Origin of the sequence: Acinetobacter sp. YH01020, assembly GCF_013420275.1 — a bacterium.
GTDB classification, from domain to species: Bacteria; Pseudomonadota; Gammaproteobacteria; order Pseudomonadales; family Moraxellaceae; genus Acinetobacter; species Acinetobacter amyesii.
This window is the reverse complement of record NZ_VOYN01000007.1, coordinates 1-23,709: the sequence shown is the minus strand read 5'-3', so window position 1 is coordinate 23,709 and position 23,709 is coordinate 1. Positions and strand designations below refer to the sequence as shown.

General features: G+C 40.9%; 27 protein-coding genes. 14 read left to right on the top strand and 13 right to left on the bottom strand.

Annotated elements, in window-relative coordinates:
- Window positions 1-83 precede the first annotated feature (83 nt).
- Together FTT85_RS04400 and FTT85_RS04395 are read left to right on the top strand one after the other, a co-directional pair.
- Window positions 84-581: a YcxB family protein gene (locus FTT85_RS04400; RefSeq protein WP_180182980.1), complete on the top strand. Its 498-nt coding sequence runs from the start codon at window positions 84-86 to the stop codon at window positions 579-581.
- 32 nt (window positions 582-613) lie between these two features.
- The gene (locus FTT85_RS04395; protein WP_180008422.1) at window positions 614-1,255 is read left to right on the top strand and encodes a fumarylacetoacetate hydrolase family protein; all 642 of its coding nucleotides are present in this window, start codon (window positions 614-616) and stop codon (window positions 1,253-1,255) included.
- 70 nt (window positions 1,256-1,325) lie between these two features.
- Here FTT85_RS04395 and FTT85_RS04390 read toward each other — a convergent pair whose 3' ends face one another.
- Both FTT85_RS04390 and FTT85_RS04385 read right to left on the bottom strand, forming a co-directional pair.
- The gene (locus FTT85_RS04390; protein WP_180182979.1) at window positions 1,326-2,081 is read right to left on the bottom strand and encodes a tetratricopeptide repeat protein; all 756 of its coding nucleotides are present in this window, start codon (window positions 2,079-2,081) and stop codon (window positions 1,326-1,328) included.
- 96 nt (window positions 2,082-2,177) lie between these two features.
- Window positions 2,178-2,993 carry a helix-turn-helix domain-containing protein gene (locus FTT85_RS04385; protein WP_180182978.1) on the bottom strand — a complete coding sequence of 272 codons (816 nt, stop codon included), beginning with the start codon at window positions 2,991-2,993 and terminating at the stop codon, window positions 2,178-2,180.
- A gap of 103 nt (window positions 2,994-3,096) precedes the next feature.
- Here FTT85_RS04385 and FTT85_RS04380 point away from each other — a divergent pair, with 103 nt between their 5' ends.
- Window positions 3,097-4,026, top strand: coding sequence for a DMT family transporter (locus tag FTT85_RS04380; protein WP_180182977.1), 930 nt, complete (start codon window positions 3,097-3,099; stop codon window positions 4,024-4,026).
- A gap of 56 nt (window positions 4,027-4,082) precedes the next feature.
- Here the strand turns inward: FTT85_RS04380 and FTT85_RS04375 are convergent, their stop codons facing one another.
- Complete coding sequence (locus FTT85_RS04375; RefSeq protein ID WP_180182976.1) at window positions 4,083-5,330, bottom strand: YihY family inner membrane protein; 1,248 nt, start codon at window positions 5,328-5,330, stop codon at window positions 4,083-4,085.
- A gap of 112 nt (window positions 5,331-5,442) precedes the next feature.
- Here FTT85_RS04375 and wrbA point away from each other — a divergent pair, with 112 nt between their 5' ends.
- Together wrbA and FTT85_RS04365 are read left to right on the top strand one after the other, a co-directional pair.
- A complete protein-coding gene (gene wrbA / locus FTT85_RS04370) occupies window positions 5,443-6,036 on the top strand; it encodes an NAD(P)H:quinone oxidoreductase (RefSeq protein WP_078192437.1) in 594 nt (197 codons plus the stop codon).
- Between the two features lie 319 nt (window positions 6,037-6,355).
- Window positions 6,356-6,544 carry a hypothetical protein gene (locus FTT85_RS04365; protein ID WP_180135523.1) on the top strand — a complete coding sequence of 63 codons (189 nt, stop codon included), beginning with the start codon at window positions 6,356-6,358 and terminating at the stop codon, window positions 6,542-6,544.
- Window positions 6,545-6,652: 108 nt separating this feature from the next.
- On the opposite strand, the gene FTT85_RS04360 is transcribed toward FTT85_RS04365, so the two are convergent.
- From FTT85_RS04360 to FTT85_RS04345, 4 genes are all read right to left on the bottom strand, one after another.
- On the bottom strand, window positions 6,653-7,051 hold the full coding sequence (locus tag FTT85_RS04360) for a hypothetical protein (protein WP_143221573.1): 399 nt from the start codon (window positions 7,049-7,051) through the stop codon (window positions 6,653-6,655).
- A 271-nt stretch (window positions 7,052-7,322) separates the two neighbouring features.
- Entirely contained in the window at window positions 7,323-7,898 is a 576-nt protein-coding gene (locus FTT85_RS04355) for a xanthine phosphoribosyltransferase (RefSeq protein WP_078189246.1), read from the bottom strand.
- 90 nt (window positions 7,899-7,988) lie between these two features.
- A complete protein-coding gene (locus tag FTT85_RS04350) occupies window positions 7,989-8,702 on the bottom strand; it encodes a DUF3108 domain-containing protein (RefSeq protein ID WP_180010540.1) in 714 nt (237 codons plus the stop codon).
- Window positions 8,703-8,860: 158 nt separating this feature from the next.
- Window positions 8,861-9,544 (bottom strand): hypothetical protein, encoded by a 684-nt coding sequence (locus tag FTT85_RS04345; protein WP_111885941.1) that lies wholly within the window; start codon window positions 9,542-9,544, stop codon window positions 8,861-8,863.
- Between the two features lie 258 nt (window positions 9,545-9,802).
- Between FTT85_RS04345 and FTT85_RS04340 the strand changes: the two genes are divergently transcribed.
- Window positions 9,803-10,660 carry an energy transducer TonB gene (locus FTT85_RS04340; protein WP_218949928.1) on the top strand — a complete coding sequence of 286 codons (858 nt, stop codon included), beginning with the start codon at window positions 9,803-9,805 and terminating at the stop codon, window positions 10,658-10,660.
- Here the strand turns inward: FTT85_RS04340 and FTT85_RS04335 are convergent, their stop codons facing one another.
- The 4 genes from FTT85_RS04335 to miaB form a co-directional block, all read right to left on the bottom strand.
- Window positions 10,661-10,951, bottom strand: a complete 291-nt coding sequence (locus FTT85_RS04335; RefSeq protein WP_078189242.1) for an antibiotic biosynthesis monooxygenase — start codon at window positions 10,949-10,951, stop codon at window positions 10,661-10,663.
- 63 nt (window positions 10,952-11,014) lie between these two features.
- Window positions 11,015-11,497, bottom strand: a complete 483-nt coding sequence (ybeY, locus tag FTT85_RS04330; RefSeq protein WP_078192431.1) for an rRNA maturation RNase YbeY — start codon at window positions 11,495-11,497, stop codon at window positions 11,015-11,017.
- A gap of 9 nt (window positions 11,498-11,506) precedes the next feature.
- A complete protein-coding gene (locus FTT85_RS04325) occupies window positions 11,507-12,598 on the bottom strand; it encodes a PhoH family protein (protein WP_111885944.1) in 1,092 nt (363 codons plus the stop codon).
- A 38-nt stretch (window positions 12,599-12,636) separates the two neighbouring features.
- Window positions 12,637-14,094, bottom strand: a complete 1,458-nt coding sequence (miaB, locus tag FTT85_RS04320) for a tRNA (N6-isopentenyl adenosine(37)-C2)-methylthiotransferase MiaB (protein WP_180035682.1) — start codon at window positions 14,092-14,094, stop codon at window positions 12,637-12,639.
- A gap of 307 nt (window positions 14,095-14,401) precedes the next feature.
- Here miaB and FTT85_RS04315 point away from each other — a divergent pair, with 307 nt between their 5' ends.
- From FTT85_RS04315 to FTT85_RS04295, 5 genes are all read left to right on the top strand, one after another.
- Window positions 14,402-16,378: a lytic transglycosylase domain-containing protein gene (locus tag FTT85_RS04315; RefSeq protein WP_180182975.1), complete on the top strand. Its 1,977-nt coding sequence runs from the start codon at window positions 14,402-14,404 to the stop codon at window positions 16,376-16,378.
- A 126-nt stretch (window positions 16,379-16,504) separates the two neighbouring features.
- Window positions 16,505-17,086, top strand: a complete 582-nt coding sequence (locus FTT85_RS04310; RefSeq protein WP_257220819.1) for a ribonuclease I — start codon at window positions 16,505-16,507, stop codon at window positions 17,084-17,086.
- Between the two features lie 170 nt (window positions 17,087-17,256).
- Complete coding sequence (locus tag FTT85_RS04305; protein ID WP_078189236.1) at window positions 17,257-18,243, top strand: malate dehydrogenase; 987 nt, start codon at window positions 17,257-17,259, stop codon at window positions 18,241-18,243.
- Window positions 18,244-18,431: 188 nt separating this feature from the next.
- Complete coding sequence (locus FTT85_RS04300; RefSeq protein WP_078189235.1) at window positions 18,432-18,692, top strand: DUF2789 family protein; 261 nt, start codon at window positions 18,432-18,434, stop codon at window positions 18,690-18,692.
- 105 nt (window positions 18,693-18,797) lie between these two features.
- Window positions 18,798-19,055 carry a DUF2789 family protein gene (locus FTT85_RS04295; RefSeq protein WP_078189234.1) on the top strand — a complete coding sequence of 86 codons (258 nt, stop codon included), beginning with the start codon at window positions 18,798-18,800 and terminating at the stop codon, window positions 19,053-19,055.
- 49 nt (window positions 19,056-19,104) lie between these two features.
- Here FTT85_RS04295 and FTT85_RS04290 read toward each other — a convergent pair whose 3' ends face one another.
- Both FTT85_RS04290 and FTT85_RS04285 read right to left on the bottom strand, forming a co-directional pair.
- Window positions 19,105-19,632, bottom strand: coding sequence for a hypothetical protein (locus FTT85_RS04290; protein WP_180055998.1), 528 nt, complete (start codon window positions 19,630-19,632; stop codon window positions 19,105-19,107).
- A 71-nt stretch (window positions 19,633-19,703) separates the two neighbouring features.
- Window positions 19,704-20,306 (bottom strand): 2OG-Fe(II) oxygenase, encoded by a 603-nt coding sequence (locus FTT85_RS04285; protein WP_180062876.1) that lies wholly within the window; start codon window positions 20,304-20,306, stop codon window positions 19,704-19,706.
- Window positions 20,307-20,419: 113 nt separating this feature from the next.
- Here FTT85_RS04285 and FTT85_RS04280 point away from each other — a divergent pair, with 113 nt between their 5' ends.
- From FTT85_RS04280 to FTT85_RS04270, 3 genes are read left to right on the top strand one after another with little or no spacing between them, the layout of a single operon-like run.
- Complete coding sequence (locus FTT85_RS04280; protein WP_180182974.1) at window positions 20,420-21,277, top strand: 23S rRNA (adenine(2030)-N(6))-methyltransferase RlmJ; 858 nt, start codon at window positions 20,420-20,422, stop codon at window positions 21,275-21,277.
- 41 nt (window positions 21,278-21,318) lie between these two features.
- Window positions 21,319-22,143 (top strand): CDP-diacylglycerol--serine O-phosphatidyltransferase, encoded by an 825-nt coding sequence (gene pssA, locus FTT85_RS04275; protein ID WP_180182973.1) that lies wholly within the window; start codon window positions 21,319-21,321, stop codon window positions 22,141-22,143.
- A gap of 37 nt (window positions 22,144-22,180) precedes the next feature.
- Window positions 22,181-23,257 (top strand): DUF6670 family protein, encoded by a 1,077-nt coding sequence (locus tag FTT85_RS04270; protein WP_180182972.1) that lies wholly within the window; start codon window positions 22,181-22,183, stop codon window positions 23,255-23,257.
- Window positions 23,258-23,709 lie beyond the last annotated feature (452 nt).

Genomic DNA, 23,709 nt, shown 5'->3' with positions numbered 1-23,709 from the left:
CAACCGACCATTAAAAAGCATGAAGCAAGTTTGAATTGTGGTGTAGTATTTAGCGCAATTCATTTTTAAATATTCATACGCTTATGTCTGAGAATCTACCTGCATTATCGCTGCGCTATTTTTTAAATCTAGAAGAATCACAGGATGGTTTTGCACTAGCAACTTTTGGCAAAAAGCAATTTACGCGTTTTTTAACGCCAGCGATTAGCCTTGGGATTATCATCTGGGGTTTTTACTTGGGTGTAGATGGCGTCGGTGCATACTATGTTGGGCTGGGTGCTTTCTTTTTACTTCTTCAAGGCATCATGCGTTATTGGTTTTTACCGATGATGTTTAAACGCCAGTTTGTAAAATACCAATTAGGAAAAAGTGAACAAGGTATTGATTTATTTCAAGACTATGCAGAAATTCATGCCAATGGTCGTAAGAATATCTTCCATTATGCTGAAGTGGCCAATTTTGCTGAAGGCAAATTGACCTATATGCTTGAGCTGAAAAATAAAACCGTGATTATTGTGCCGAAAAGTGCATTTAAAGATACTGCGGACCAAGCGATTTTTAGCAATACTTTTCAGCACTAAGACAATCTATTCATAACAAAAGAGGGAGTAGTATGCAGTCACGTCCATCTAAAATTGTTTGCGTCGGTCGTAGTTATGCAGATCATGCCAAAGAATTAGGCAATGCAATTCCTGACCGTCCTGTGCTTTTTATGAAGCCGCCAAGTGCATTAACCGCATTAGAGCAAGGCATCACATGGAATCCTGCATGGGGCAGTTGCCACTATGAATGCGAATTAAGTTTACGTATTGATCGTCCTTTATCGGCTGAAACTGATCCTCTCAAAGCCTTAGAAGCAGTTGGAGCTGTGACTTTGGGCCTAGATCTGACTTTGCGTGATCTACAAGATGACTTAAAGAAAAAAGGTCAGCCTTGGGAGCGTGCCAAAGCTTATGATGGTTCTTGCATCCTTGCGGATTGGGTCGATGTCCAAGAGGTGGTTCAAGATTGGAAAGATGTGCATTATACCTTGCATGTCAATGATGAATTGCGTCAGAACGGTGATACTGCATTGCTGATTTTTGATGTGGGTACTTTGTTGGCCGATATTAGCCAAGTGTTTAGTCTTGAGGCGGGTGATGTGGTCATGACGGGTACGCCTGCAGGTGTCGCGGCACTACAGTCAGGTGAGCAGTTGAAAATGACCCTAAAAGGCAAAAATCAGGACTATGTCTGGACAACCTTTGTCAAATAATCTGTGAACGACATACAAAAAGGCTGCTTAATGCAGCCTTTTTTTGATTGATCTATTCAGTACTGCTTGATTACGGTGGCTCATTCGGTTGTAAAGGGCCGGTGTCTTTCCATGTTTCATAGGTGTCGGCCATATGCTGTGAGTCGGTGTCTCCCAATGCACCTGCTTTGGCATACCATTGTCGTGCTTTTTCACCATCACGAATGTCATAATGATAATAATGTGCCATTTTCATTGCGGAGTCGGCATCTTGCCCTTGTTCTGCAGCATAGCTTAAATATTCGGCAGCTTTGTCGGGTGTAGACGAAGGATGTTCAGAAAAATAGTGTTGATTTCCCAAGATTTTGATCGCCTCGACATTCTTTTGTTTGGCGGCTTTTTCATACCAAATTTGCGCTTGGTGTTTATCTTGAATTAAGCCTTTTCCAGTGTCGTACATCCACCCAACGGTATATTCAGCAGCAGGATCATGAGTCTTTTTTGCAAGGTCTAGCACCCAGTGTGCAAGGAAAATATTGCCATCTTGCTGCATCTTTCGAATCACTTGATCTGCATGCGGGTTTCCTTGGTAGGCTTGAGTCATCAACCATGCGAATGCGTCCGTAGTGCCTTGATCCGCAGCAGCTTTGTACCAATGTACACTTTGTTCGATATTTTGTTCTGTGCCCGTTCCACTGAGGTATAAATCACCCACTTTCATTTGTGCAGTCGCATCGCCCGTTTGAGCGGTTTTGAGTGCAGAATTAAATTCACGCTGTTCTTTGGAACTACAAGCCGTTAAAAATACGGCAGATAAACACAGCGCTAAAATGGTTTTTTTATTCATTCGAAATGGAGTCTTTATCATTCTTCGTGGATTTTTTGATCTTAGCGGATTGTTGAATCACTTTATAGAGACCCTTATAGCTAAATTTAAACAAATTTAGGGCTTTAAGGCAGATTTTCTAAACTGATCTGGGGTACAAAGCATCCATTTTTTAAACATATTTATAAACGCCGAGGCATTGGCATAACCGAGTTCTAAAGCAATATTTTCGACAGTTTGGCCTGCGTTGAGCATCGACATGGCTTTCATGACTTTGAGGCGTTGTCGCCATTCATGCAGGGACATCCCAAGTTCTTTTTGACAATAGCGCGCCAGAGTACGTTCCGTCATGTTTATCCGCTGTGCCAATTGCTCAAGCGAGCTTTGATCCGCAGAATGTTGGTGTAAATAATCAAGCAATTGTTTGAGGGCAGGATGTTCCGAATGCGGTAAATAGCTACTGACCAGTTTAGCTTGATGCAGTTGATCTAAGATCACATGAAGCAAGCGTTGATATTCGGCCGTATTTTCCATGAGGTCGGCTTGTTGGTGTAAGAGACGCAAATGGCTGAAGATCGCGGTGACTAAGGGCGAGCTGAGTAAAATCCCAGGTTGTTTCGGTAAGTGAGTACATAGCGATTCATGTACATATAAGGTGCCATGTGAAACCGCGGTACGATTTAAACCACTGTGTTCTAAGTGTGGGGGAAGCCAAATGCCATAAGGCGGTGGGGTAATATAGTCTATCTGATTGATGTTCACTTCCATCACGCCATTAAAGGCATAGACAAACTCGCCCCAAGCATGCCCATGAACGGAATAAACAGACAGTGCAGGATCGTCACGAAAACTGATCCACAGCGCTGCTTGAATTTCATCGTTAGTGGGAAGTTGTTGCAACTGCGTATGATCTGCACGAGCTTTATGACGCATGAGAAATTTTGCCTGAATAAGAAGATCACTTGTCTATTTTGAAGTATATATTTTATTTCTGACAGTTCTATAGTGTTGCTTGTCGTATTGTCGAGTAAAAAGTGTGGAACAGCGCAAGGCGCTAGATGCAAAAGCTTCTGGTCTGATGATTATTTTGTGCATGATTTTAGGGATTCAGCAGGTCATTTTGAAATTGGCCGCGGATGATATTGCGCCGATCATGCAAATTGCCATTCGATCGGGTTTGGCTGCGCTGTTGGTCTTTCCACTCATTCGTCTCAAGCCGGGAACACATTTTTATACACGCGAATACTTGCTGCCGGGTATTTGGTTGGCGTTTTTATTTTCAGCCGAATTTATTTTAGTAGCAGAATCCTTGCGCTATACCTCTGCATCACATAGCGTTGTCTTGCTCTATACCGCACCGATATTCGTGGCATTAGGTTTACATTGGAAGTTGCCTGAAGAAAAGCTTACAGCGATCCAGTGGGTCGGTATTTTTATTGCCTTTTCAGGTATTGTCCTGTCGTTTATGGGACGTGAAAGTAGCACTACAGTCAACACTCAAGCCCTGTTGGGTGATGCGATGGCATTACTTGCAGGGGTGATGTGGGCCTTGACCACCATTTCATTAAGACTCACCAAACTCTCTAATGCACCTCCGACTCAGACCTTGTTTTATCAGTTAGTTGGTGGTTGTGTGTTTTTATTACCTGTGGCGTGGCTGACAGGACAAATGACTATACATTGGACCGTATTGTCCATCAGCAGCATGATTTTTCATGTGCTCATTATTTCATTTTTCAGCCTCATGTTGTGGTTTTGGCTGTTAAGTAAATATCTGGCCAATGGTCTGGGCGTATTTTCATTCCTTACCCCAATCTTTGGTCTGGTCTTTGGCGTATTGATCTTAAATGAAACGATTGAACTGAACTTTATCTTGGGGACGGCCTTAGTAATGGTCGGGGTGATGACGGTAACCTTGCATCGATGGTTAGCTAAATTGATGGGACGTCAGCGCACAGCGATCTAATATCATGTATAAATAAAAAAAGGAGAGCTCTACGGCTCTCCTTTTTTTATTTACGCTTATTTTTCTTCAAAAATAGTCGCAAGCGGAATCGAGAGTTTGGCCGCAAGATAATCATCCGATTCGACCAGTTGCGGCCCAATTTTTTCCATCCAAATATCATCTGGATCGACGCGACCTAGGTCTTGGCGTTTAGGGAGGGGATAGGGAAGCTTACTGTAAAAACTCCAAAAGTCCACTTGGGTTAAATTGCGAACCAAAACATAATGATCATCGTCAGTACGTTTAATCAGGTGTTGCTTTTCAAATAATAAAATATAGCTCGGCAGGCGACCGATTTCATCACGCCCTAAAACCTCAAGCGCTTCTTTTTCTGTCACGCTCTGACCGAGTTTTTGCTTTTTATAAAATAATTCAAGCAAATCCATCAACATAATAACAGGATGACGTTTTTGGTCGTTGCCCGAATTGAAAGCTGTCAGTGCATAACTAATTTCTACCCCAATCAGTACGATATTCCATGAAAGGAATATCCAAAGCAGGAAAATTGGCACTGCAGCAAAAGCACCGTAAACGATTTGATAACTGGTGAAATTTGACATGACAAAACCAAAGAGGTTTTTGAGCAATTCAAATACCACGGCACTAAAGACACCCGCGATCAGCGCCGCCTTAATCGGCACACTGCGGTTGGGAATCGTCCAATACAGAATGAAAAAACCTAAAATGGTCAATGAAAAAGACAAGATCCACAGCAGAAAAGCCCCATCCAGTTCATAGCCGGCAAAATTATTGCTGAGGACATTCATAGAGGCCAAGGTAGATGACACAACAAATGCGCTACCCAGTAAGATTGGGCCTAATGAGATAATAGTCCAATAGCGCATAAAGCCAATAATGCCGCCACGTGTCTCACGCACCCGCCAAATTCGGTTAAATACTGTCTCAATGCTGGTCAGCATCATAACTGTGGTAATGAATAAAAACAGTACACCAATAACAGTCAGGTTACTGGATTTATCGGTGAATGCATTCAGTGCTTTATCAAAAGCAATTGTCGTTTTCGGTAGGAAATTACTATAAATCAATTGTTGAAGCTGTTGACGAGCAGGTTCTAAAGCTTTAATTGAGGAGATGATGACCAAGAATACGGTCAACATGGGTACCACTGCAAACAAGGTGGTATAGGTTAATGATCCTGCTTGTTCACGGCAGCGATCGGCTTCAAAACGTCGAATGACAAATAAAACAAACTGAAACCATTTCTTGTCGTAAAAGGGAAGTTTTTTTAAAAATGCTTCGATCATTCGTTCAAGTCTCGAGTTATTTTAGTCATGTTTATGCAATTTTCATCACTTAGCTTAACCAAAAAATAGGAAAAATACCGTATAGTTTTCTTTTTTCATTGAATTTATAAAAATGACGCAAGCTTATGTACTAGTGCTGTATTACAGCAAATATGGTTCAACACGTGAGATGGCACATTTGATTGCCAATGGAATTGAAGCGTCTGGAATGGCGGTAAAAATACGAACCGTTCCAAATTTATCTACTGTGGTGACTGATGTGCAGCCCAGTATTCCTGCCGAAGGCGATATTTACTGTAGCTTAGATGACTTAGCGCATTGCTCAGGTTTAGCCCTTGGTTCGCCAACACGTTTTGGTAATATGGCGTCGGAAATGAAATATTTCTGGGATCAAACCACAGCGCTTTGGCTCAATGGCGCATTACATGGCAAACCTGCCTGTGTGTTTACCAGTTCAGGTTCAATGCATGGGGGACAGGAAAGTACTTTGCTGACCATGCTGCCGCCTTTGTTTCATCACGGAATGATGGTTATGGGTTTAAGTAATGCCCATCCGGCATTATCGAATACCAAAACGGGTGGTACACCTTATGGTGCAAGCCATGTCAGTGGTCCACGCCATGATCAGTCATTGAGTCAAGATGAGCGTAATTTGTGTGAAGAGCAGGGTAAACGCCTAGGCGAAGTGGTCAAAAAGTTGATTTGATACTTACTTGTTCTAGGACGTTGCGCTAACTTTGTAGCGAACGGGCAAGAAAAGGCTTAAATATTGCACTTTTCTTGCTTTTTTTTACGTGTGACTTCTCTTTATTTATGACGTTGTATTGCCGCCAAAAATATAAAAATAAATCTGTCGAACTATTCTTAAAATACCCAAAATAAGTGATATCAATAACATATTGAAAGTTTTTAAATACAGCCTGCTCAGTGATGGCCTTGAGTCAATTATTACTGTCTCTTTAGGCGCGTTATTTTTATTTTTTGATTACATGATTTGTATTTAAATTTCTTCTTTGGGGTGTGTGATGTCTATTATTAATTTTCGAATGATTTTCCTATGTTCCGCATTGGCTGCGTCTACTTTGTGTACGGCAATGCCAGTTTTACACAGTATGGATTTTCCGCAAGAGAAAAAAGCTGAAGAAAAAGAATTTTTGGCGAAACAAGATCAAGTCAAAGCAGAATCAAAATCTTTAACCGATGCTTCAAAATAATTGATTCGCCATGGTTTCGAATAGCATTTCAATAGGCTAGAAATACATGCTAGAAAAACAATAACCCATTAAAAAAGAGCGCTGATGCGCTCTTTTTTTACATCGAATTTAGTCTTGATCCGAAGTCTTTGCAGCGTCTTCAGGCTGTTGCTCAACTTCAAATCGCTGTTTGCAGTCTAAACATTGGTAGTCGAGAAAAATATTTTGATCGACGATCACGCCGGCTTTTTTACCAAAACGGTGTCCTAGAAAACCGCCGGTAATACCGACGCTAATCGCACCGACAAAAGTCCCGATGGTTCCGCCCATAATCACGCCAAGTGGGCCTGCAGTCACACCACCAATCGCAGCACCAATAGATGCGCCAGATGCCGCACCACCAACAGTCCCTGCAGCAGTTCCTGCACCACTGAGTAAGACCCCACCAATTTTTTGTAAGTTTTGTTCATGGTTACGCTTTTCAATATGGGTTGATCCACATTTTGGACATTTAACTGTCGGTTCCATGTTTTGATCTTCTGTATTCATAACTTTCCGTAGCCTTAAAAAAAATAAAGTGGCCGAATTTATGGTGCAGCATAAAGTAATTTGACAGATGAGTAGTTGACCCATTTGATCAAATGTGACGATTTTCCTGAATTTTATCGAGTTTTGCGCACAGATGTTTTGTCTGCTTGTAACCAAGGCGTTAAAAAGTGCGCTCTACGTCACCTTAATCGTAAGTTTTTAGCAAAAAAAAGAACACCTGATGTGTTCTTTTTTTCTTTTGAACGCAAACTTAGTCACGAACAAATTCAACAGTACCATTCGCCAGTGATTTCACACGTGCCAATGATTCAACGCGATAGCCTTTTTCAAGCAAAATATCACGACCAGGTTGGAATGATTTTTCAATCACGATACCGATACCCAATACTTCAGCACTTGCTTGATGAATAAGATCTGCAAGACCTAAAGCCGCTTGACCATTGGCCAAAAAATCGTCAATCACTAAAACTTTATCTTCAGCATTGATGTGCTTTTTAGAAATCGCGATAGTGCTTTCAGTTTGTTTTGTAAAAGAAAACACTTTTGAGCGATACAAATCATCTTTTAAGGTTAAAGATTGATATTTACGTGCAAAAATCACAGGAACACCAAGTTCAAGACCAGCCATTACTGCAGGTGCAATACCTGATGCTTCAATCGTAATGATTTTTGTGATGCCAGCATCTTTAAAAAGACGGGCAAATTCTTGACCAATTTGCTGCATCATCACAGGGTCAATTTGGTGGTTCAGGAAAGAATCGACTTTCAGAACTTCTTCAGAGAGAACGATACCTTCAGCTAAGATTTTCTGTTCCAGAGCGTGCACGGGAGAATCCTCGAGGGGCAGGTGCTTTTTAAAGCAAAAGCGTATTTTAAAAAGCACCGTGAAAAATGCAAGCGAAATTGATCAAATCAATTAATTTGTTGCACCTTTATAGCCCGTTAACAATAAACCGTAAGAGGTTTTATTGTCTTGGTGGGAAACTTTGACAGGTAGATAATCTAGTTTTGGTGCTAACCAGAAAGTCGTTTGACGGCCTGGTTTGTCATGACGCATCACGACTTTAACGGTGTCAAAAGTTCCATAAGTGGTTTTCACTTTTTCAGTGCCTTGTTTCACGAACTTACGAGCTTCAACCTCTTTGGCATCGGCAATGTAGTAATTCGATTTCAAACCACCATTTTTTAAATCTTCACGAATTTGCAATTCAGCATTGAGTTCATCTAACACACCTGATTTCCACGCAAATGAACGCGCTTTATCATCTTTTTTGGTATTAATGGTTTTTGCGCCAGCATTGAAATTGATGTTCATGGTGTTGTTGTGCACCAAAATTTTGCTGCTGCGGCTAAAGCTGTTCGAGTGAATTTGGCTGCCATTTAAACTAAAACGACTGGTTTCAGTTGCAGAGGCCATCGCACCAGCTTTTGCTGCAAAAACATACGTCCAGTTATTCCCAGATTGTTTTAGGGTACGTGTTGCAGAACCCAAGTTTTTGCCGTTGTAATTAAACTGGTAGCTTGCTTGGAATGGACTCATGGCAAATGACTGACTTGAGAAACCAGTCAAAAGCAGTGTAGTCGATACCCCAGCAACAAGACCTAAATTTTTCAAAACTGAATGTGCCATAAGTATGGTTTTCCTATTCAATAGAAGTGCGGTGGGCTAAACCACCTGATATATTTATTATGCGGCTGGATTGTGGAGAATCACGTCACAAATCCGTGCCTAATGTATATATTGTGTAGCGTTTTTATAGGTTCAAGATGCCTAAGTACAGGATAAGTCTAGCTTTCCTTTTGCTTTATAGGCGTGACTTCATCGTCTTTTAAATTTGAATCATCCCAGTCTTCCATCCGTTCTTGCGACATTTTGGTGAACAATGCGGTTAAATTAACATTACCAATCACCACCAATTCGGCCTCACGTAAAACAGCATGGTTGACATGGACTTTGCCCAGTGTGTCGATAATCGATCGACTTTTACCGAGCCAGCGATTCAGGTCTAAATACAGTAAATCATCTTTAACTTTGATCACATTGAGCTTTTCCAAAATCATACCCAATGGATCTTGGTTGAGTACTTTTTGATAGAACCATAACGCCATGCGCACGCCCATCTTATACAGAACATTTGGATACTTTGCTTCAATCACTTGTGTATCACTAATTTGTTCAAATACGATCAATTGGGTTTGTTTGTTGAGTTCCATCTGTACCAGTTTTAAATCAACAGAGAGTGTTATGATCAGCCCGTTATAATCCAATGTGGCATACAGTCGAAGCCAGTCATCATGCAGGTCAGCATGCAAGTCTTTGAGCATTTTCACATTATCGGTGACAAAGCGCTGAAATGTCGCATTTAAAAACACTTGAGACATTGGGAATTCACGCTCATCTTCAATAAATCCTTCAGCTTTTTGGTACACTTGGCGTATACGTTTAGCGATATTGGAAACTAGCGTTTGCATAAGAAGTGCATCCTGACAAATTATGTTTTTTGACGATGTTTATCTTGTCGATTTCTATAAAAACACAAGGTTTTGATCTTGCAGTTTAGCAAAATAAATTGCACCATTTTCATGATTTTAATTGTGCATTATCTATGTGTTGATGGATTTCTCGTTTTCATCAAAAAATGAATACGAGTTTTATTTTATACTGTTTTAAGCAGTTTGGGGAATGCGGCAAATAGTCGGTTTAATGTGATGCTGAAAAAAATAACGTTCATGCCCTTGATGAAAGAGTGGTGGAAAGATCCCATATTTGCAACTGCGTTGGTGTTTGCTGCTGTGTTGCATTTGGCATTTTTAACCATGCAATTTACCATGCCCCAAGAGGCTGACTATAACACCAAAGAAATTGCAGTTTCTTTACGTCCTACGACGGAAAAAATTGAACATGCAGACTTTTTAGCGCAAGCCGATCAGCAGGGCTCGGGGACATTCCGTGAGTCGCATCGGATGTCGAGTGACATGCCTGCACCGATGATCGAACAAAAAGCCGGTGAGCAAAAAAGTGAAGCTTTAGAACAACTGCAACAAAAGAAAGAGCTCAGCTTTGAAGATAAAGTGTTGATGACAACTTTGAGTTGGCAAAAGCAAGCGGAAGAAAACAGTCGCAAAAAAGCCGTTGAGGAGTTGAATAGTCAGTTTCAGGCCAAGGCTGCGATGGTAGCGAGTATCGAAGCTCAATATTTACAACGTCAGCAAAACTTTAGCCGTCAGCAAAAAATTAAAACCATTGATGGTATTCAAGCCAAGCAAGATGTTTCTGCGGCCTATATGGAAAAATTTCGCGAAAAAGTCGAGTTTTATGGTAACCGTTATTATCCTGAAGCGGCAAAACAGCAGCAGCTCCGCGGTGAAGTCCGCTTAATGGTTATTTTGAACAGTAATGGCGGGATTCGTGCCATTCGTTTGATTGAAAGTTCAGGTTCGAGCTTATTGGACGAAGCTGCGAAAACCTCTGTGCGTAAGGCGGCACCTTTTGGTTTGTTTGATGCCAAAATGAAAGACATCTCAGAACTTCGTATTGTGCGTACTTGGCGCTTCGATCCTGCAGAAGCAGAGTTTGAGGTGCGTTAATCAGTTGTGATAGCGTCGCAAAACTTCGCAGATTTCGACGCTAAAACTCGCATACCATTGGTTTTTCCCCAATTGTTGCGCCACCAGATGTTGTGCATCTTGTTGCCAAGCTCGAATGTCTTCTAATGTATTCCAGTAGGAAAGGGCAATTTCATGCTCACCCTCTGTCAGCGCTTCAAAATGTTGACAGTTAAAGTGTGTCAAGGCTTTGTCTCTAAGCTGCTGTGCAGTCGAAAAATACAGCTCATCAAGCGTACGAATGCGTGCTTTAAAAATCACGACATATTGCATATCTTTCCTTCCTTGGTTTTTATGACGATAAAAAAAGCGAGCCGTAGCTCGCTTTTTTTGTTCTTAATCTCTTTCCAGATAAGGGTTATCAAACCCTAATTTGGCTAAAATCTCGATTTCCAACGCTTCCATTTCTTCAGCATCTTCATCAGAGGTTTCATGGTCATAGCCCATGAGGTGCAAGGTACCGTGTACCAGCATATGCGTAAAGTGGGTCAGGGGTGCTTTGCTTTGTTCTTGTGCTTCTCGAAGAACTACAGGAATACAAATCACCAAGTCGCCAATCGGAAATGAGTCTAAAACTGCTGCCATTTCATCGGGGAGATCGCTCGGAAAAGACAACACATTAGTCGGTTTGTCTTTACCACGATATTCCAAGTTCAATTTGTGGCTTTCGTCATTGTCCACACATGCAATACCGATCTCACAATCACTTTGTGTATCGATATGACGTAAAGCCGTTTCCACGACTTTTTTGATATGCGCACGTTTCACCACCAATTCAGGTGACTGAAAATTTTGCTGCAAGGAGAGATTAAGTTTCAAAATGAATCCTTAAATGTTTTCGTCTTGATGCTGCCCATCAGCTTTAGCATCATTGTCCGCCACCAAGGCTTCCTGACGTGCTTTACGTTCTGCACGTTGTTCAGCCGTGAGGCGATGTTGTTCGCTGTCCCATCCCTCATAGGCTTCAACAATTTTTTGAACCAATTGATGACGTACCACGTCACGAGAGTGGAAGCGAGTAATATGAATTTCTTTGATTTTTTCAATCACACGTAAGGCATGTGCCAAACCAGATTGTTGACCACGAGGTAAATCGACCTGTGTAATGTCGCCCGTGATTACTGCACGAGAACCAAAACCTAAACGGGTGAGGAACATTTTCATTTGTTCAGGGGTGGTGTTTTGTGCTTCATCTAAAATCACAAAAGAATGATTTAAGGTACGACCACGCATGTAGGCCAGTGGTGCAACTTCAATCACTTGACGTTCAATTAGTTTAGCGACTTTTTCAAAACCGAGCATTTCATACAAAGCGTCGTATAGCGGACGTAAGTAAGGGTCAATTTTTTGGCTCAAATCACCGGGTAAAAAACCCAGTTTTTCACCTGCTTCAACCGCAGGGCGAACCAATAAAATACGCTGAATTTCATTACGTTCTAGCATATCTACAGCAGCGGCGACCGCGAGATAAGTTTTACCTGTACCCGCTGGGCCGATACCAAATGAAATATCGCTTTGTAAAATACGCTGTACATAGCGTTTTTGATTGGCACCACGTGGATTGATCCGACCTTTACGGGTTTGTAGATAAACATTGTCTAAACCGGTATGCTCATTTTCAGAAAAATCTTCCTGAATTTCGCGGTCAGTCTGACTGCCTTGAATCATCATGTGTAAAATGTCCGCACTAATCTGTGGATTGGTTTCGGACTCTTCATAAAGACGGTGAAGGAGACTTTCGGCTCTCTCTACCGCATCGATTTCCCCATCGACAAAAAAAGCATCTGCACGATGAGAAATTTTGACATCTAAACGTTGTTCAATTTGTTTGAGATGACCGTTATAGGCACCGAGCATGCTTTGTAAACGGTCAAGTGGAATACCAGCAAAAGTTACAGTACGTCGAATCGCTGCAGTCAAGAGAATTCCTTTAAATTGGTCTGACGATTAAGCTTACATTACGCCACGTCAGGCTCAAGATTCAAGAGTTCACCGTAAACAAACTTCAAAGTTTTAATATCGGTCACTTCAATCTCTGCAAAACGCCCAACCCATGCAGGATCACCGATAAAGCTAACCAAACGTGTATTGTCTGCAGTACCAATCAGCAAGTTCGGATCTTTGTCTGAAACAGACTCAATCAAGACACGTTGAATGGTCCCTAGCATTGCATCAGTTTTATCAATACTAGATTGTTTAATCCATTGTTGAACTTTTGCAAGACGTTCTTTTTTCACATCTTCAGGGGTGGTGTCTTCAAGTTCTGAGGCAGGAGTACCCGGACGTTTTGAGTAGATGAAACTGTATGAATGATCGAAGTCCATATCTTGGATAAATTGATAAGTTTCTTCGAAGTTTTCGTCAGTCTCACCCGGGAAGCCAATAATAAAGTCACTAGATAAATGCATATCAGGGCGAACTTGACGTAATTTAGCAATTTTATCGATATATACATCAATCGTGTGGTTACGTTTCATGGCTTGTAGCACGTCATTCGAACCACTTTGAACTGGTAGATGCAAGTGAGAAACCATTTGCGGTAAGTCACGGTAGCATTGAATCAAGTCATCATTAAATTCAAGCGGGTGCGATGTGGTGTAACGAATACGTCCAATGCCCGGAATTTCGGCCACTAAACGCAGTAACTCTGCAAAGGTGCAAATATTACCTTCGAAGGTTTCACCACGGTAGCCATTCACGTTTTGGCCGAGTAATGAAATTTCACGTACGCCTTTTTCAGCTAAAGTGGCAATTTCAGCCAATACGTCATCGAGTGGGCGAGAAACCTCTTCACCACGGGTATAAGGAACTACGCAGAATGAACAGTATTTAGAACAGCCTTCCATGATAGAAACAAAGGCTTTAAACCCTTCTACACGCGGTTCAGGTAAAAAGTCGAATTTTTCAATATCAGGGAATGAAATATCCACCAACTGAATTTTTTCTTTTTTCGGTTTGACCACTTGCTCAGTATGTTGATCAAGCATTTGCGGTAAACGGTGTAAGGTTTGTGGACCAAACACCATATCTACATACGGTGCGCGTTTTTGAATGTTGTCACCTTCCTGAGAGGCAACACAGCCACCAACACCAATCACCAAGTCAGGATTTTTTTCTTTCAGCTTGCGCCAGCGGCCTAACTCAGAAAATACTTTTTCTTGGGCTTTTTCACGGATAGAGCAGGTATTCATCAGGAGAATATCCGCTTCTTTTGGATCGTTTGTCAGCACATAGCCGTGAGAATCACCTAAAAGGTCGCCCATACGTTGACTGTCATACTCATTCATCTGACACCCTTGCGTTTCGATGTACAGTTTTTTCACTGCTCCATCTTGAGCTGGGGTGTGCTGTGGCTGGGTAACAGTGTTATCTGGGGCAGCTTGGGCACTATTGGGGATGAAGGTTTGAACCGTCATGTAGGCTCCTAAAGGAATTTTATGAAAATCAATAACCATACGTGGCTGACAGACAATTCAATCAATTGAATTGTGCAGCTGCGGAGGTCAAAAAGGGGATTTTAAGAATGGGCAATATTTTAGCAGTAATTTACTAGAAACTTACAGCCTAAAATTACAACTCTGCCATATTGATTTATGAAGCAAAAATGTTTGAAAATTAATATTGGCTAATCATAAGGTTACATAACAGAACACAATGCAGAGTTTAGAATTATTAAACTAATTCCTAAACAAAGTTCGATGTGCTGTAACTGAGCAGAATGACATGAAAGAAGGCAAGTGGATGTTAAAACATAATTTTAAACAGAAAAATTACGCTAAATTACTTGCTTTGAGTGTCGGGCTCTCCGGAATTTCTGCGTTTGCCCAAGCCGCAGATGAGCAGTTTAACGATGCTTTACGTGCTGCGAATGCAGGCAATATTAGTTTATTACAACAATACCAATCATCCATGCAAAATGATGTTTTGGGCTATTATCCAGAATATTGGTTACTGAATAATAATTTGGCTTCACAACCTGCAAGTGCCATTATTAATTTTGCACAGCGTTATCCAAACTCGGCAATGGCAGAAAAATTAGCCGCAGATTATGTTGAAGAAAAAGTCAAACAAGCTGATTTCGCTACAGCACAGCCTGTCTTACAATATGTGACTAATGCTGACCGTGCTGAAACCTGTGCCATGGCTCAAGTCCGCGCCAAGTCGGGCGATCCACTGGTTTATGCAGAATTTAAAGATGTATGGTTGACCACAAACTCACAACCTGATTCGTGTACTGGCTTGGGCCGTATGATGTTATCAAGTCCTTTAATGACTCAAGATGACCGCCATCAACGGATGTGGGGGCAGTTAAGAGCCGGACAGTCAGGGCAAGCGATTGCGACTGCGCAAACCATTGGCGTGAATATTAATTTATCGCAACTCAACACGATTCAAGCCAATCCACTGAATTATTTATGGTCTGCACCCAAAGCCACAGCTGAAGATCATGCATACCTGATTTATGCGATGGGTCGCTTGGCCGATAGCGACTTAAATGGCGCGATTTCTTCGGTGAAACGTGCAGCAGAAGGCACACCAGCCGATGTACAAAAAGCCCTATACCGTAGTGTCGGGTATATCGGTGGTACAACGGTGATGAAAAACAATTTCAACCGTGAAGTTCTAAATTATCTTGATTTGAGTTATGGACTGCCTTTTAGTGCAGAAGAAGCCGAGATTTATGCGCGACAAGCCATTCGTTTTGGCGCATGGGAAAGTGTCATTCGTGCAATTGATGCGATGAGCGTTTCGCAAAAGCAAGAAGACCGTTGGCAATATTGGTTAGCACGAGCATCTGACCAACGTGGAGATGCCTCATCTAAACGTGCGGCAAAAGAAATTTATCGCAAGCTTGCCGTTGGCGATGATTACCATAATTTGTTAGCACGTGACAAAATTGGTCAGTCTTATAACAATATTCCGTCAAATGTGCAGCCTTCGTCACAAGATGCGCAGCGTCTCAGTCAGGATATTCACTTCCGTCGTGCCTTTGCATTGCGCAATATTAATGCATCTGACAGCTATATTAACCGTGAATGGAACTGGGCAGTGCGTCAAGCCTATTTAAAGCATGATGATGGCATGATTCTTGCCGCAGCTAAACGTGCAACCGATATGGGTTGGTATGATCGGGCGATTTATGCGGCAGATCGAACCACTAAACAGCACAATTATGCTTTACGTTATGCTATGCCGCATCAAAATTATGTGGTGAGTCATAGTCGTAATGCCGGCATTGACCCTGCATGGGCTTATGGTTTGATGCGTCAAGAAAGTCGGTTTGTCACTAGCGCACGTTCACATGTCGGTGCCGGTGGTTTAATGCAAATTATGCCAGACACCGCAAAATTGGTGGCTCGTCAGATGGGGGAGAGTTATAACCCCGCTGCATTAACGGATATGAATACCAATATTCGTTATGGCACTTTCTATTTATCGATGATTCAACGTCAATTGAGTAATAGTCCAGTCTTAGCGACCGCAGGTTACAATGCGGGTCCAAATCGTGCTCGACGCTGGCAGCCTGAATATCAAGCAATTGCAGCGGATCAATATACGGAATCGATTCCATTAACGGAAACTCGAGACTATGTAAAACATGTGATGACCAATGCAACCCATTACGGCCTTTTATTAGGTCAGGGGCCACAATCGATTGAAAAAAGAATGCAAATGATTCCATTACGGAATGCGCAATAAATTTTAAAGCAAGATGCGCCTGTTTTTAGGCGCAATATGGGTAAATGATGAATGCCGAAAATGGACATTAGACCTGCTTATCGAATACTGACATCACTGCTCATCGGCAGTGGTGCAGGCTTTGGTATGTCTATGCTTTCGGCTGCACCGGTTGTAAAAGGGTATGTGATGGATGTGCAAATGGTGCCTGCTGTTTGCGCCTATGACCCATTAAAAAGTAAAAAACGTAAATGTTTAGAAGGGTATTCACTCAATATCACGGGTCTATATCCAGAAACCTCTACACGTGATTGCACGACCAATAGTTCAGCTAAACTTTCTCCGTTGCAAGCGAAAGTGGTTGCACGGATTATGCCTGATGAAAATGCTCGCGTGGCGCTTTGGCACACTACCGGCGGCTGTGTCCCAATGAATGCTAGCCAGTATTTCAGAACCATTATTAATCATGCAGATAAGCTAAAAATTCCAGATGAATTGACCAGTCAAGAAACCCAATCCATTCAAGCCAATGTCTTGCGTAATAAAATGTTGCGTATGAACAGCGGATTGGTATCACAAAGTATTGAATTTAACTGTATGCAAACCCGTGGTGGTAGTCTGCTGACTGAGATTAAAATTTGCTATAAAAACAATGGTCAGTACAAAAGTTGCCCTGCGACTATCGTCGGAAATTGTCCTGCAACTTTCATAATTAAAGGTTCTTTCTAAGCTTTTTTCGGCATTTTATTTATATTTCCTATCATACTTTTGTTGAAAAGCATTCTCTTTTACATGCAAGCGTCAAAAGATTGGAGTACAATCTTTGCCGTTTATGATTATTAAGATTAGATAGAACAGCTATTTAATCATTATGACCTTCCTCAATTGGAGATAATTACATGAAGCAAGCAGTTCGTGTTGCCGTTACTGGCGCAGCTGGTCAAATCGGTTATAGCTTATTATTCCGTATCGCAAGCGGTGAAATGTTGGGTAAAGACCAACCAGTTATCCTTCAATTATTAGAAATTCCAGTTGAGAAAGCTCAACAAGCGCTTAAAGGCGTAATGATGGAACTTGATGACTGCGCATTCCCTCTTTTAGAAGGTATGATCGGTACTGATGATCCTAAAGTTGCATTCAAAGATGCTGACTACGCTCTTCTTGTAGGTTCACGTCCACGTGGTCCTGGTATGGAACGTGCTGACCTTCTTAAAGTAAACGGTGAAATCTTCATCGGTCAAGGCCAAGCGCTTAACGAAGTTGCTAGCCGTGACGTTAAAGTTCTTGTTGTAGGTAACCCTGCAAACACTAACGCTTACATCGCAATGAAATCTGCTCCAGATCTTCCAGCGAAAAACTTCACAGCAATGTTACGTCTTGACCACAACCGTGCGTTAACTCAACTTGCTCAAAAAGCAGGTGTTGCAGTTTCTGACATCGAAAACATGACAGTTTGGGGTAACCACTCTCCAACGATGTATGCTGACTACCGTTTTGCAAATGTAAACGGCGAAAGCTTAAAAGACAAAATCAACGATGCTGCTTGGAACAAAGACGTATTCCTTCCAACTGTTGGTAAACGTGGTGCTGCGATCATCGAAGCACGTGGTCTTTCTTCTGCTGCTTCTGCTGCAAACGCTGCAATCGACCATATGCGCGATTGGGCTCTTGGCACAAACGGCAAATGGGTAACTATGGGTATTCCTTCTGACGGTTCTTATGGTATTCCTGAAGGCGTAATGTTCGGTTTCCCTGTAACAACTGAAAACGGCGAATACAAAATCGTTCAAGGTCTTGAAATCGACGAATTCAGCCGTGAACGTATCAACTTCACTCTAAACGAGCTTGAAGAAGAACGTGCAGCAGTTGCTGACATGGTTAAATAATTTAATTTTTTAAATTAAATTATAAAAAGGCACTCCATTTGGGGTGCTTTTTTTATGGCCTGCGAAAAATACCACGCTTAATTTTTGAACAAAAAATAACACGTTGAGATGCTGTTGCAACTGACAAAGTCAAATAAACAGATAACTATAAAGATGAGAGAAATGTTATAGGCTTGAGGAGAACGGCAATGTTTGATCAACAACCGACGTTGGAACTATTTTTTGAACAATTGGGGTTGGATGCAAGTCCGGAAGGCATCGATCAATTTATCGAAACGCATCAAATCACCATGGATGTTCCATTGCATGAAGCGCCATTTTGGACGAAGTCACAGCGCGACTTTATTATTAGTCATTGGAAAAAAGATGATGACTGGGCCATGGTGGTCGATATTTTAAATGAACAATTGCATACAGAACATAAGCTTTCAGGATCATGCAAAATCTAAATACAATTTGAAACAACAAACCTAGTTTTATCGCTAGGTTTTTTTATCAGCATCATATAAGTTAATTAAATAATAAATGACAGATTAGTTGATAAGGAGGGCGAGATGCTCAATCAAAATAAACCATCCTTAGCTTTATTGTTTTCTCAATTGGGGTTAGCCAGCAGTCCAGCTGCGATCGAGTTATACGTACGTACGCATCAGCTTGCCGCAAGTGAAAATTTACATGATGCGCCGTTTTGGAATAAAGCACAGCGCGACTTTCTAATCAGCCATTTAGTACAAGATGATGATTGGGCCATTTGGATTGATGAGCTGAATCAACAGTTGCATATGGATGCATATAAGCTACAACCAGCATAGATTTCACTTCTCCATAAATAAAAAACACCTCTTCGGAGGTGTTTTTTATTTAGTGCAGTTTACTTTGGCGTAATTCTAAAAACCAAGTTTCTTGGCGATAAGGATTAAATGCAGGATGCTCAAGTAATGTGGTGAGTTTGAATTCTTGAGATTTGCTGTATTTATATAACCAGTGGCGGGTTAACGCAGGTTCTTGTTTTACTGCAGAGGCATAGGCCAAATAGAAGTAGATGTCGCCATGTTCAGCTTTGGACATCGGTTTCATAATCTGCTGGGTAATCAGGGCATAGCGCTGCTCTTTGGTGATTTCAAAAAATACCATATAGGCTTTGGCTAAATGCACAGACAAATTGATGTATAGCTCAATCGGCATTTCTTCAAATTCAATCCGGCTTTGCTCAAGTAGAACAATGGCTTCTTGCAGAAAATACACTTGTTCTTGATGGTTCTTACTTAAATTAACCAATTGCAGGCGTAAGTCTGCACGCTCAAGGGCAAGTTCAGGGCTGTTGCCTTGTAGAAATAATTGATCGGTTTCGCCAATACGCTGAATAATTTTATGACTGTTTTGACGCATCGGGTACATCCTCATCTATGAATGACTCATATATGAGGATAGTTTAAGGGATTTAAAGGAGGAATCTCGAATTACCACATCGAGTTGTCATTACGTAGCCAAGCCGTAATCGATAAACGTTGATGTTTAGCTTCGAGTACCTCGTGTAATAGGTCACTTTGGAATAACGCAATGCGATTCGGTTTAGGTTCTAAAATATGCCAAACATCATTCTTATCTTGTAAGCGCAATTCACCGCCCCAGTCGGCTTGCCAATATTCATGCAAATAATAAACCGCTGAAATGACACGTCCATTTTTGCCTTGAGGATTATCTTTGTGTAGTGCATAAAATTCACCTGCGTTATAACAAGCAAAATGTGCTTCGACTTCGTGAATGTTAGAAAAAAATGCGCGATTAAATTGTTCTGATAAAAGTTCTAAGGCTTGAACGTGTTCTTGTGCGACATCTAATGTGTCGTTAATCCATAAAATATGATCACTTCTAATTTTACTGATGACCCCATTTTGTACGGCTGCATCCCTAAATTTATTTAAATTTGACATACATTCTTCAACAAGTGCATGTATATATTCAGCAGGATAAGCGTCATCAATAATGCTAAACCCGTGTTGATCTAAATCATCGAGGATTTGATCAACCGGCCAAGACTTTGGGAGAAAGGCTGTTTCCATATGCGATCCAAAAAGTAGAGGAAAAAAGGTGACGTATTCTAGAGCAAGAATAGCATCGGAATGAAACTATTTTTCATGCTAAAATGTCCGTTGATATTAGGAATTAAAGAAACATGAATTACCGTCACCATTTCCATGCAGGCAACTTTGCCGACGTGATGAAGCACGTTTTGCTGCTTCAGTTATTAAGTCGACTGAATGCAAAAGATAAACCTTATCGCTATGTAGATACACATGGTGGTGCAGGTAAATATGATCTTTCGACCTCTGAAGCACAGAAATCAGGTGAGTTTTTAAATGGTATTCATCGTTTAGTTAAGCTCGATGATTCAATTAAACGCAATGCGCCTAAAGGTGTTCAACAATATTTAAAAGTTGTTGAAAAAATGCGTGAAAACTTTGGTAAAGGCGCTTATCCAGGTTCTCCGTGGTTTGCACTTGAAGGCATGCGTGAAACTGATAAAGCTACGATTTTTGAAATGCAGCGCGATGTATTTCAGCAATTGCGCCACAATATTTTTGATAAACGTGCAGGCTTGCATGAACGTGATGCTTACGAAGGTTTATTGGGCGTAATTCCACCAAAAGAAAAACGTGGTTTGGTCATGATTGACCCGCCTTACGAATTAGAACGTAAAGATTTTCCACAGCTTGTAGAATTATTGGTGGCTGCTTATAAAAAATGGCCGACAGGCGTTTTTGCGGTATGGTATCCAATTAAAGACCGCGCGATGATCGAACGTTTTGAAAAGAAAATGTACAAAACTGGCATTCGTCGTCAGTTGGTTTGTGAAATTTGCGTATGGCCAGATGACACTCCAGTCGGTCTAAATGGTTGCGGTTTATTGGTGATTAATCCACCTTGGAAATTCTCTGAAGATGCGGACGAAGCATTACAATGGTTGTTCCCACATCTTCGTATGAATGAAAATGGTGGTCATGCAGCCGTACGTTGGTTAGTTGGCGAATAATTTTAAACTTGAAAAAGAAAGGTCACAGTTAGGATCGAACAATGACAAATACAAATAAACCTGAGCGGGAAATTTCTTCAAAGGATGAAAATGCATTTGATGGCATTACATTTGAAGTTGAAGAAGAGGAGCACACCCATGAAGGGCATAAAGTGAAACGTCGTGGGATCTATCTGTGGCCAAACTTGATTACAACCGCAGCGTTGTTATCCGGCTTTTATTCAATAATTGCCAGTATGAATGGTGAATTTCAACAAGCCATTTATGCTATTTTTCTTGCAGCATTATTTGATGGTTTGGATGGACGTGTCGCACGTGCTATCGGCGCACAAAGTCCATTTGGTGAACAGTTTGACTCCTTATCAGACTTGCTAGCATTTGGTGTTGCACCTGCCATTTTAATGTATAGCTGGAGTCTAAATGACTTAGGCCGTATTGGCCTGGCAGCATGTTTTGTTTATACCGCATGTGCAGCCTTCCGTTTGGCACGTTTTAACGTACAAATCGGGGTCGTCGATAAACGTTACTTTATTGGTGTTGCAAGTCCACTCGCAGCCGTTATGATTATTTCATTGGTATGGGTAGGTATCGATATCCCTGCGGTCTTCGACTTACGCGAAACAGGTATTCAGATTTTTAATGCGGTAGTGATTATTGCAGTGGGTCTATTGATGATCTCAAATGTAAAATACTATTCATTTAAAACTGTGGATCGTCGCCGTGTTCCATTTGCGGTGTTACCAATAATCGTCTTTGTTTTAGCTGCTGTAACTTATAATATTCCAATGGGTATTTTAATTATTTCAGTAATTTATGCATTATCTGGCTTTGTCACAACCTTAATGGCAAAAAAGGCAGAAGCATGAGTTAAAGCATGAAATAAAAAATGAAAAGGAGCTTGATATGAAGATATTTCAAGATTTCTTGGATCAATCAAGACGACTGAATCAAGCTCCAGATTTACAACATAAAAAAATAAATTTACATGCACCGAATACGCCATATCCTTCAGTCCATTATGGACTTTGTCTACCGAATCTTCCTGCGCCCTTACATTATCTTAACTTTATGAGTTGGCTCGGACAGCCTCAGATTCCCGCTTTTCAAAATCCTGCGTCCATTCAACAAGACGAACTCAATACAGCCACAGTAATGACCAGTGTGAGCGGTCATATGGTTGGTCAATTACAATCATATTCCATTAAAGATGACTGTAGTCTGAGTGATACCGTCTTTAAATTTAGAGATAAAGAGCAGATCGGTTGGGATGGTGCAGTATTTCAAATCCATCGAGAAGATACTGAACTCAGTTTAGATTTGTCCGTGCAAACTACCGATATTTCTTCGTGTTTAATTAAATTAAGATTGGGTCTTGCTGAATATTGGTCAGTGATGTGCCAATGTGAAGGGCAAATCAAATTTCAGGGCCAGATGTATGATGTAAATCAGTTGGCGGTATTATCTTATGCACAAATACGCAAGTTTCCATATTTACCTTTAGCGTTTTATACCCATCAGGTAATCAACCTTAGCCGACAGCGTCAAATTATCTTTATGCAAACGCGAGATCGTTATAACAATATTTTGAGTTCGCGTTTATATCTAAGAGATTTAAATCAGCAGCAAGTGTTCATGGCAGACCAAGGTGTGTTCTTTAAAGTCATGCGCGTTTATCCCGTTGTTAAAACCCCAAATTTGCAAAAAATGTATTTGCCACGTGAATTTGAATGGATTTACCAAAATGACAAAATGAAAATACATGTACAAGCGCAGAGTCGTGGAGATTTTAAATTTGGACTAGGGGCGGGCTATGCAGGAAGCTTTAACTATCAAATCAAAATCAACGACGAAATCGAGTGTGGGGAAGGTGGTTACTGTGAATATGTCGATTGTCGAGCTTTAAAATGGCAAGAAAAGAATGAAAAAGATAAATTAACGGACAAATATGGAAATATCGTCCCTTTTATGCTCAAAAAATAGTAAAAAAACTCAATTTAGTAGAATAAATAAACAAACGTAATGAAAAACTAAAAATAAATGGAAAAGGGTGTTGCGTTGAATCAGAAATGCTGTAGAATGCACATCCATCGGCGGTGATGAAGATTAAAACTTCTGATAAAACAATGACTTGGTTGAATTGATTAAGTTTGGTTTTATTTGATAAGTTTAAAAATAATTTGAATTACCAGTTGACTCTTTAGAAATAAAGAGTAATATAGCCGACCTAGCTTGCTGGTGACGAACCAACAAGAAGATCATTAAGAGATTATGAAGAACAACTTGTGTGGATTTTTACTGATTGATCGATCGAAATTATTTTCATTGATTGATGGTAGAAATTACTCGAAGTTTATTTGAGCAAATTTTTGTCAGTAATTGATGAGCCAAGATTGGTACACTATATGTACTATTGATTTTAAACTGAAGAGTTT

Bases quoted from the DNA above. Each gene is read 5' to 3' on its own strand.
- FTT85_RS04400 (WP_180182980.1), top strand. From the start codon at position 84: ATGTCTGAGAATCTACCTGCATTATCGCTGCGCTATTTTTTAAATCTA.
- FTT85_RS04395 (WP_180008422.1), top strand. From the start codon at position 614: ATGCAGTCACGTCCATCTAAAATTGTTTGCGTCGGTCGTAGTTATGCA.
- FTT85_RS04390 (WP_180182979.1), bottom strand. From the start codon at position 2,081: ATGAATAAAAAAACCATTTTAGCGCTGTGTTTATCTGCCGTATTTTTA.
- FTT85_RS04385 (WP_180182978.1), bottom strand. From the start codon at position 2,993: ATGCGTCATAAAGCTCGTGCAGATCATACGCAGTTGCAACAACTTCCC.
- FTT85_RS04375 (WP_180182976.1), bottom strand. From the start codon at position 5,330: ATGATCGAAGCATTTTTAAAAAAACTTCCCTTTTACGACAAGAAATGG.
- wrbA (WP_078192437.1), top strand. From the start codon at position 5,443: ATGACGCAAGCTTATGTACTAGTGCTGTATTACAGCAAATATGGTTCA.
- FTT85_RS04365 (WP_180135523.1), top strand. From the start codon at position 6,356: ATGTCTATTATTAATTTTCGAATGATTTTCCTATGTTCCGCATTGGCT.
- FTT85_RS04360 (WP_143221573.1), bottom strand. From the start codon at position 7,051: ATGGAACCGACAGTTAAATGTCCAAAATGTGGATCAACCCATATTGAA.
- FTT85_RS04350 (WP_180010540.1), bottom strand. From the start codon at position 8,702: ATGGCACATTCAGTTTTGAAAAATTTAGGTCTTGTTGCTGGGGTATCG.
- FTT85_RS04345 (WP_111885941.1), bottom strand. From the start codon at position 9,544: ATGCAAACGCTAGTTTCCAATATCGCTAAACGTATACGCCAAGTGTAC.
- FTT85_RS04340 (WP_218949928.1), top strand. From the start codon at position 9,803: ATGCCCTTGATGAAAGAGTGGTGGAAAGATCCCATATTTGCAACTGCG.
- FTT85_RS04335 (WP_078189242.1), bottom strand. From the start codon at position 10,951: ATGCAATATGTCGTGATTTTTAAAGCACGCATTCGTACGCTTGATGAG.
- miaB (WP_180035682.1), bottom strand. From the start codon at position 14,094: ATGACGGTTCAAACCTTCATCCCCAATAGTGCCCAAGCTGCCCCAGAT.
- FTT85_RS04315 (WP_180182975.1), top strand. From the start codon at position 14,402: ATGAAAGAAGGCAAGTGGATGTTAAAACATAATTTTAAACAGAAAAAT.
- FTT85_RS04310 (WP_257220819.1), top strand. From the start codon at position 16,505: ATGTCTATGCTTTCGGCTGCACCGGTTGTAAAAGGGTATGTGATGGAT.
- FTT85_RS04305 (WP_078189236.1), top strand. From the start codon at position 17,257: ATGAAGCAAGCAGTTCGTGTTGCCGTTACTGGCGCAGCTGGTCAAATC.
- FTT85_RS04300 (WP_078189235.1), top strand. From the start codon at position 18,432: ATGTTTGATCAACAACCGACGTTGGAACTATTTTTTGAACAATTGGGG.
- FTT85_RS04295 (WP_078189234.1), top strand. From the start codon at position 18,798: ATGCTCAATCAAAATAAACCATCCTTAGCTTTATTGTTTTCTCAATTG.
- FTT85_RS04290 (WP_180055998.1), bottom strand. From the start codon at position 19,632: ATGCGTCAAAACAGTCATAAAATTATTCAGCGTATTGGCGAAACCGAT.
- FTT85_RS04285 (WP_180062876.1), bottom strand. From the start codon at position 20,306: ATGGAAACAGCCTTTCTCCCAAAGTCTTGGCCGGTTGATCAAATCCTC.
- FTT85_RS04280 (WP_180182974.1), top strand. From the start codon at position 20,420: ATGAATTACCGTCACCATTTCCATGCAGGCAACTTTGCCGACGTGATG.
- pssA (WP_180182973.1), top strand. From the start codon at position 21,319: ATGACAAATACAAATAAACCTGAGCGGGAAATTTCTTCAAAGGATGAA.
- FTT85_RS04270 (WP_180182972.1), top strand. From the start codon at position 22,181: ATGAAGATATTTCAAGATTTCTTGGATCAATCAAGACGACTGAATCAA.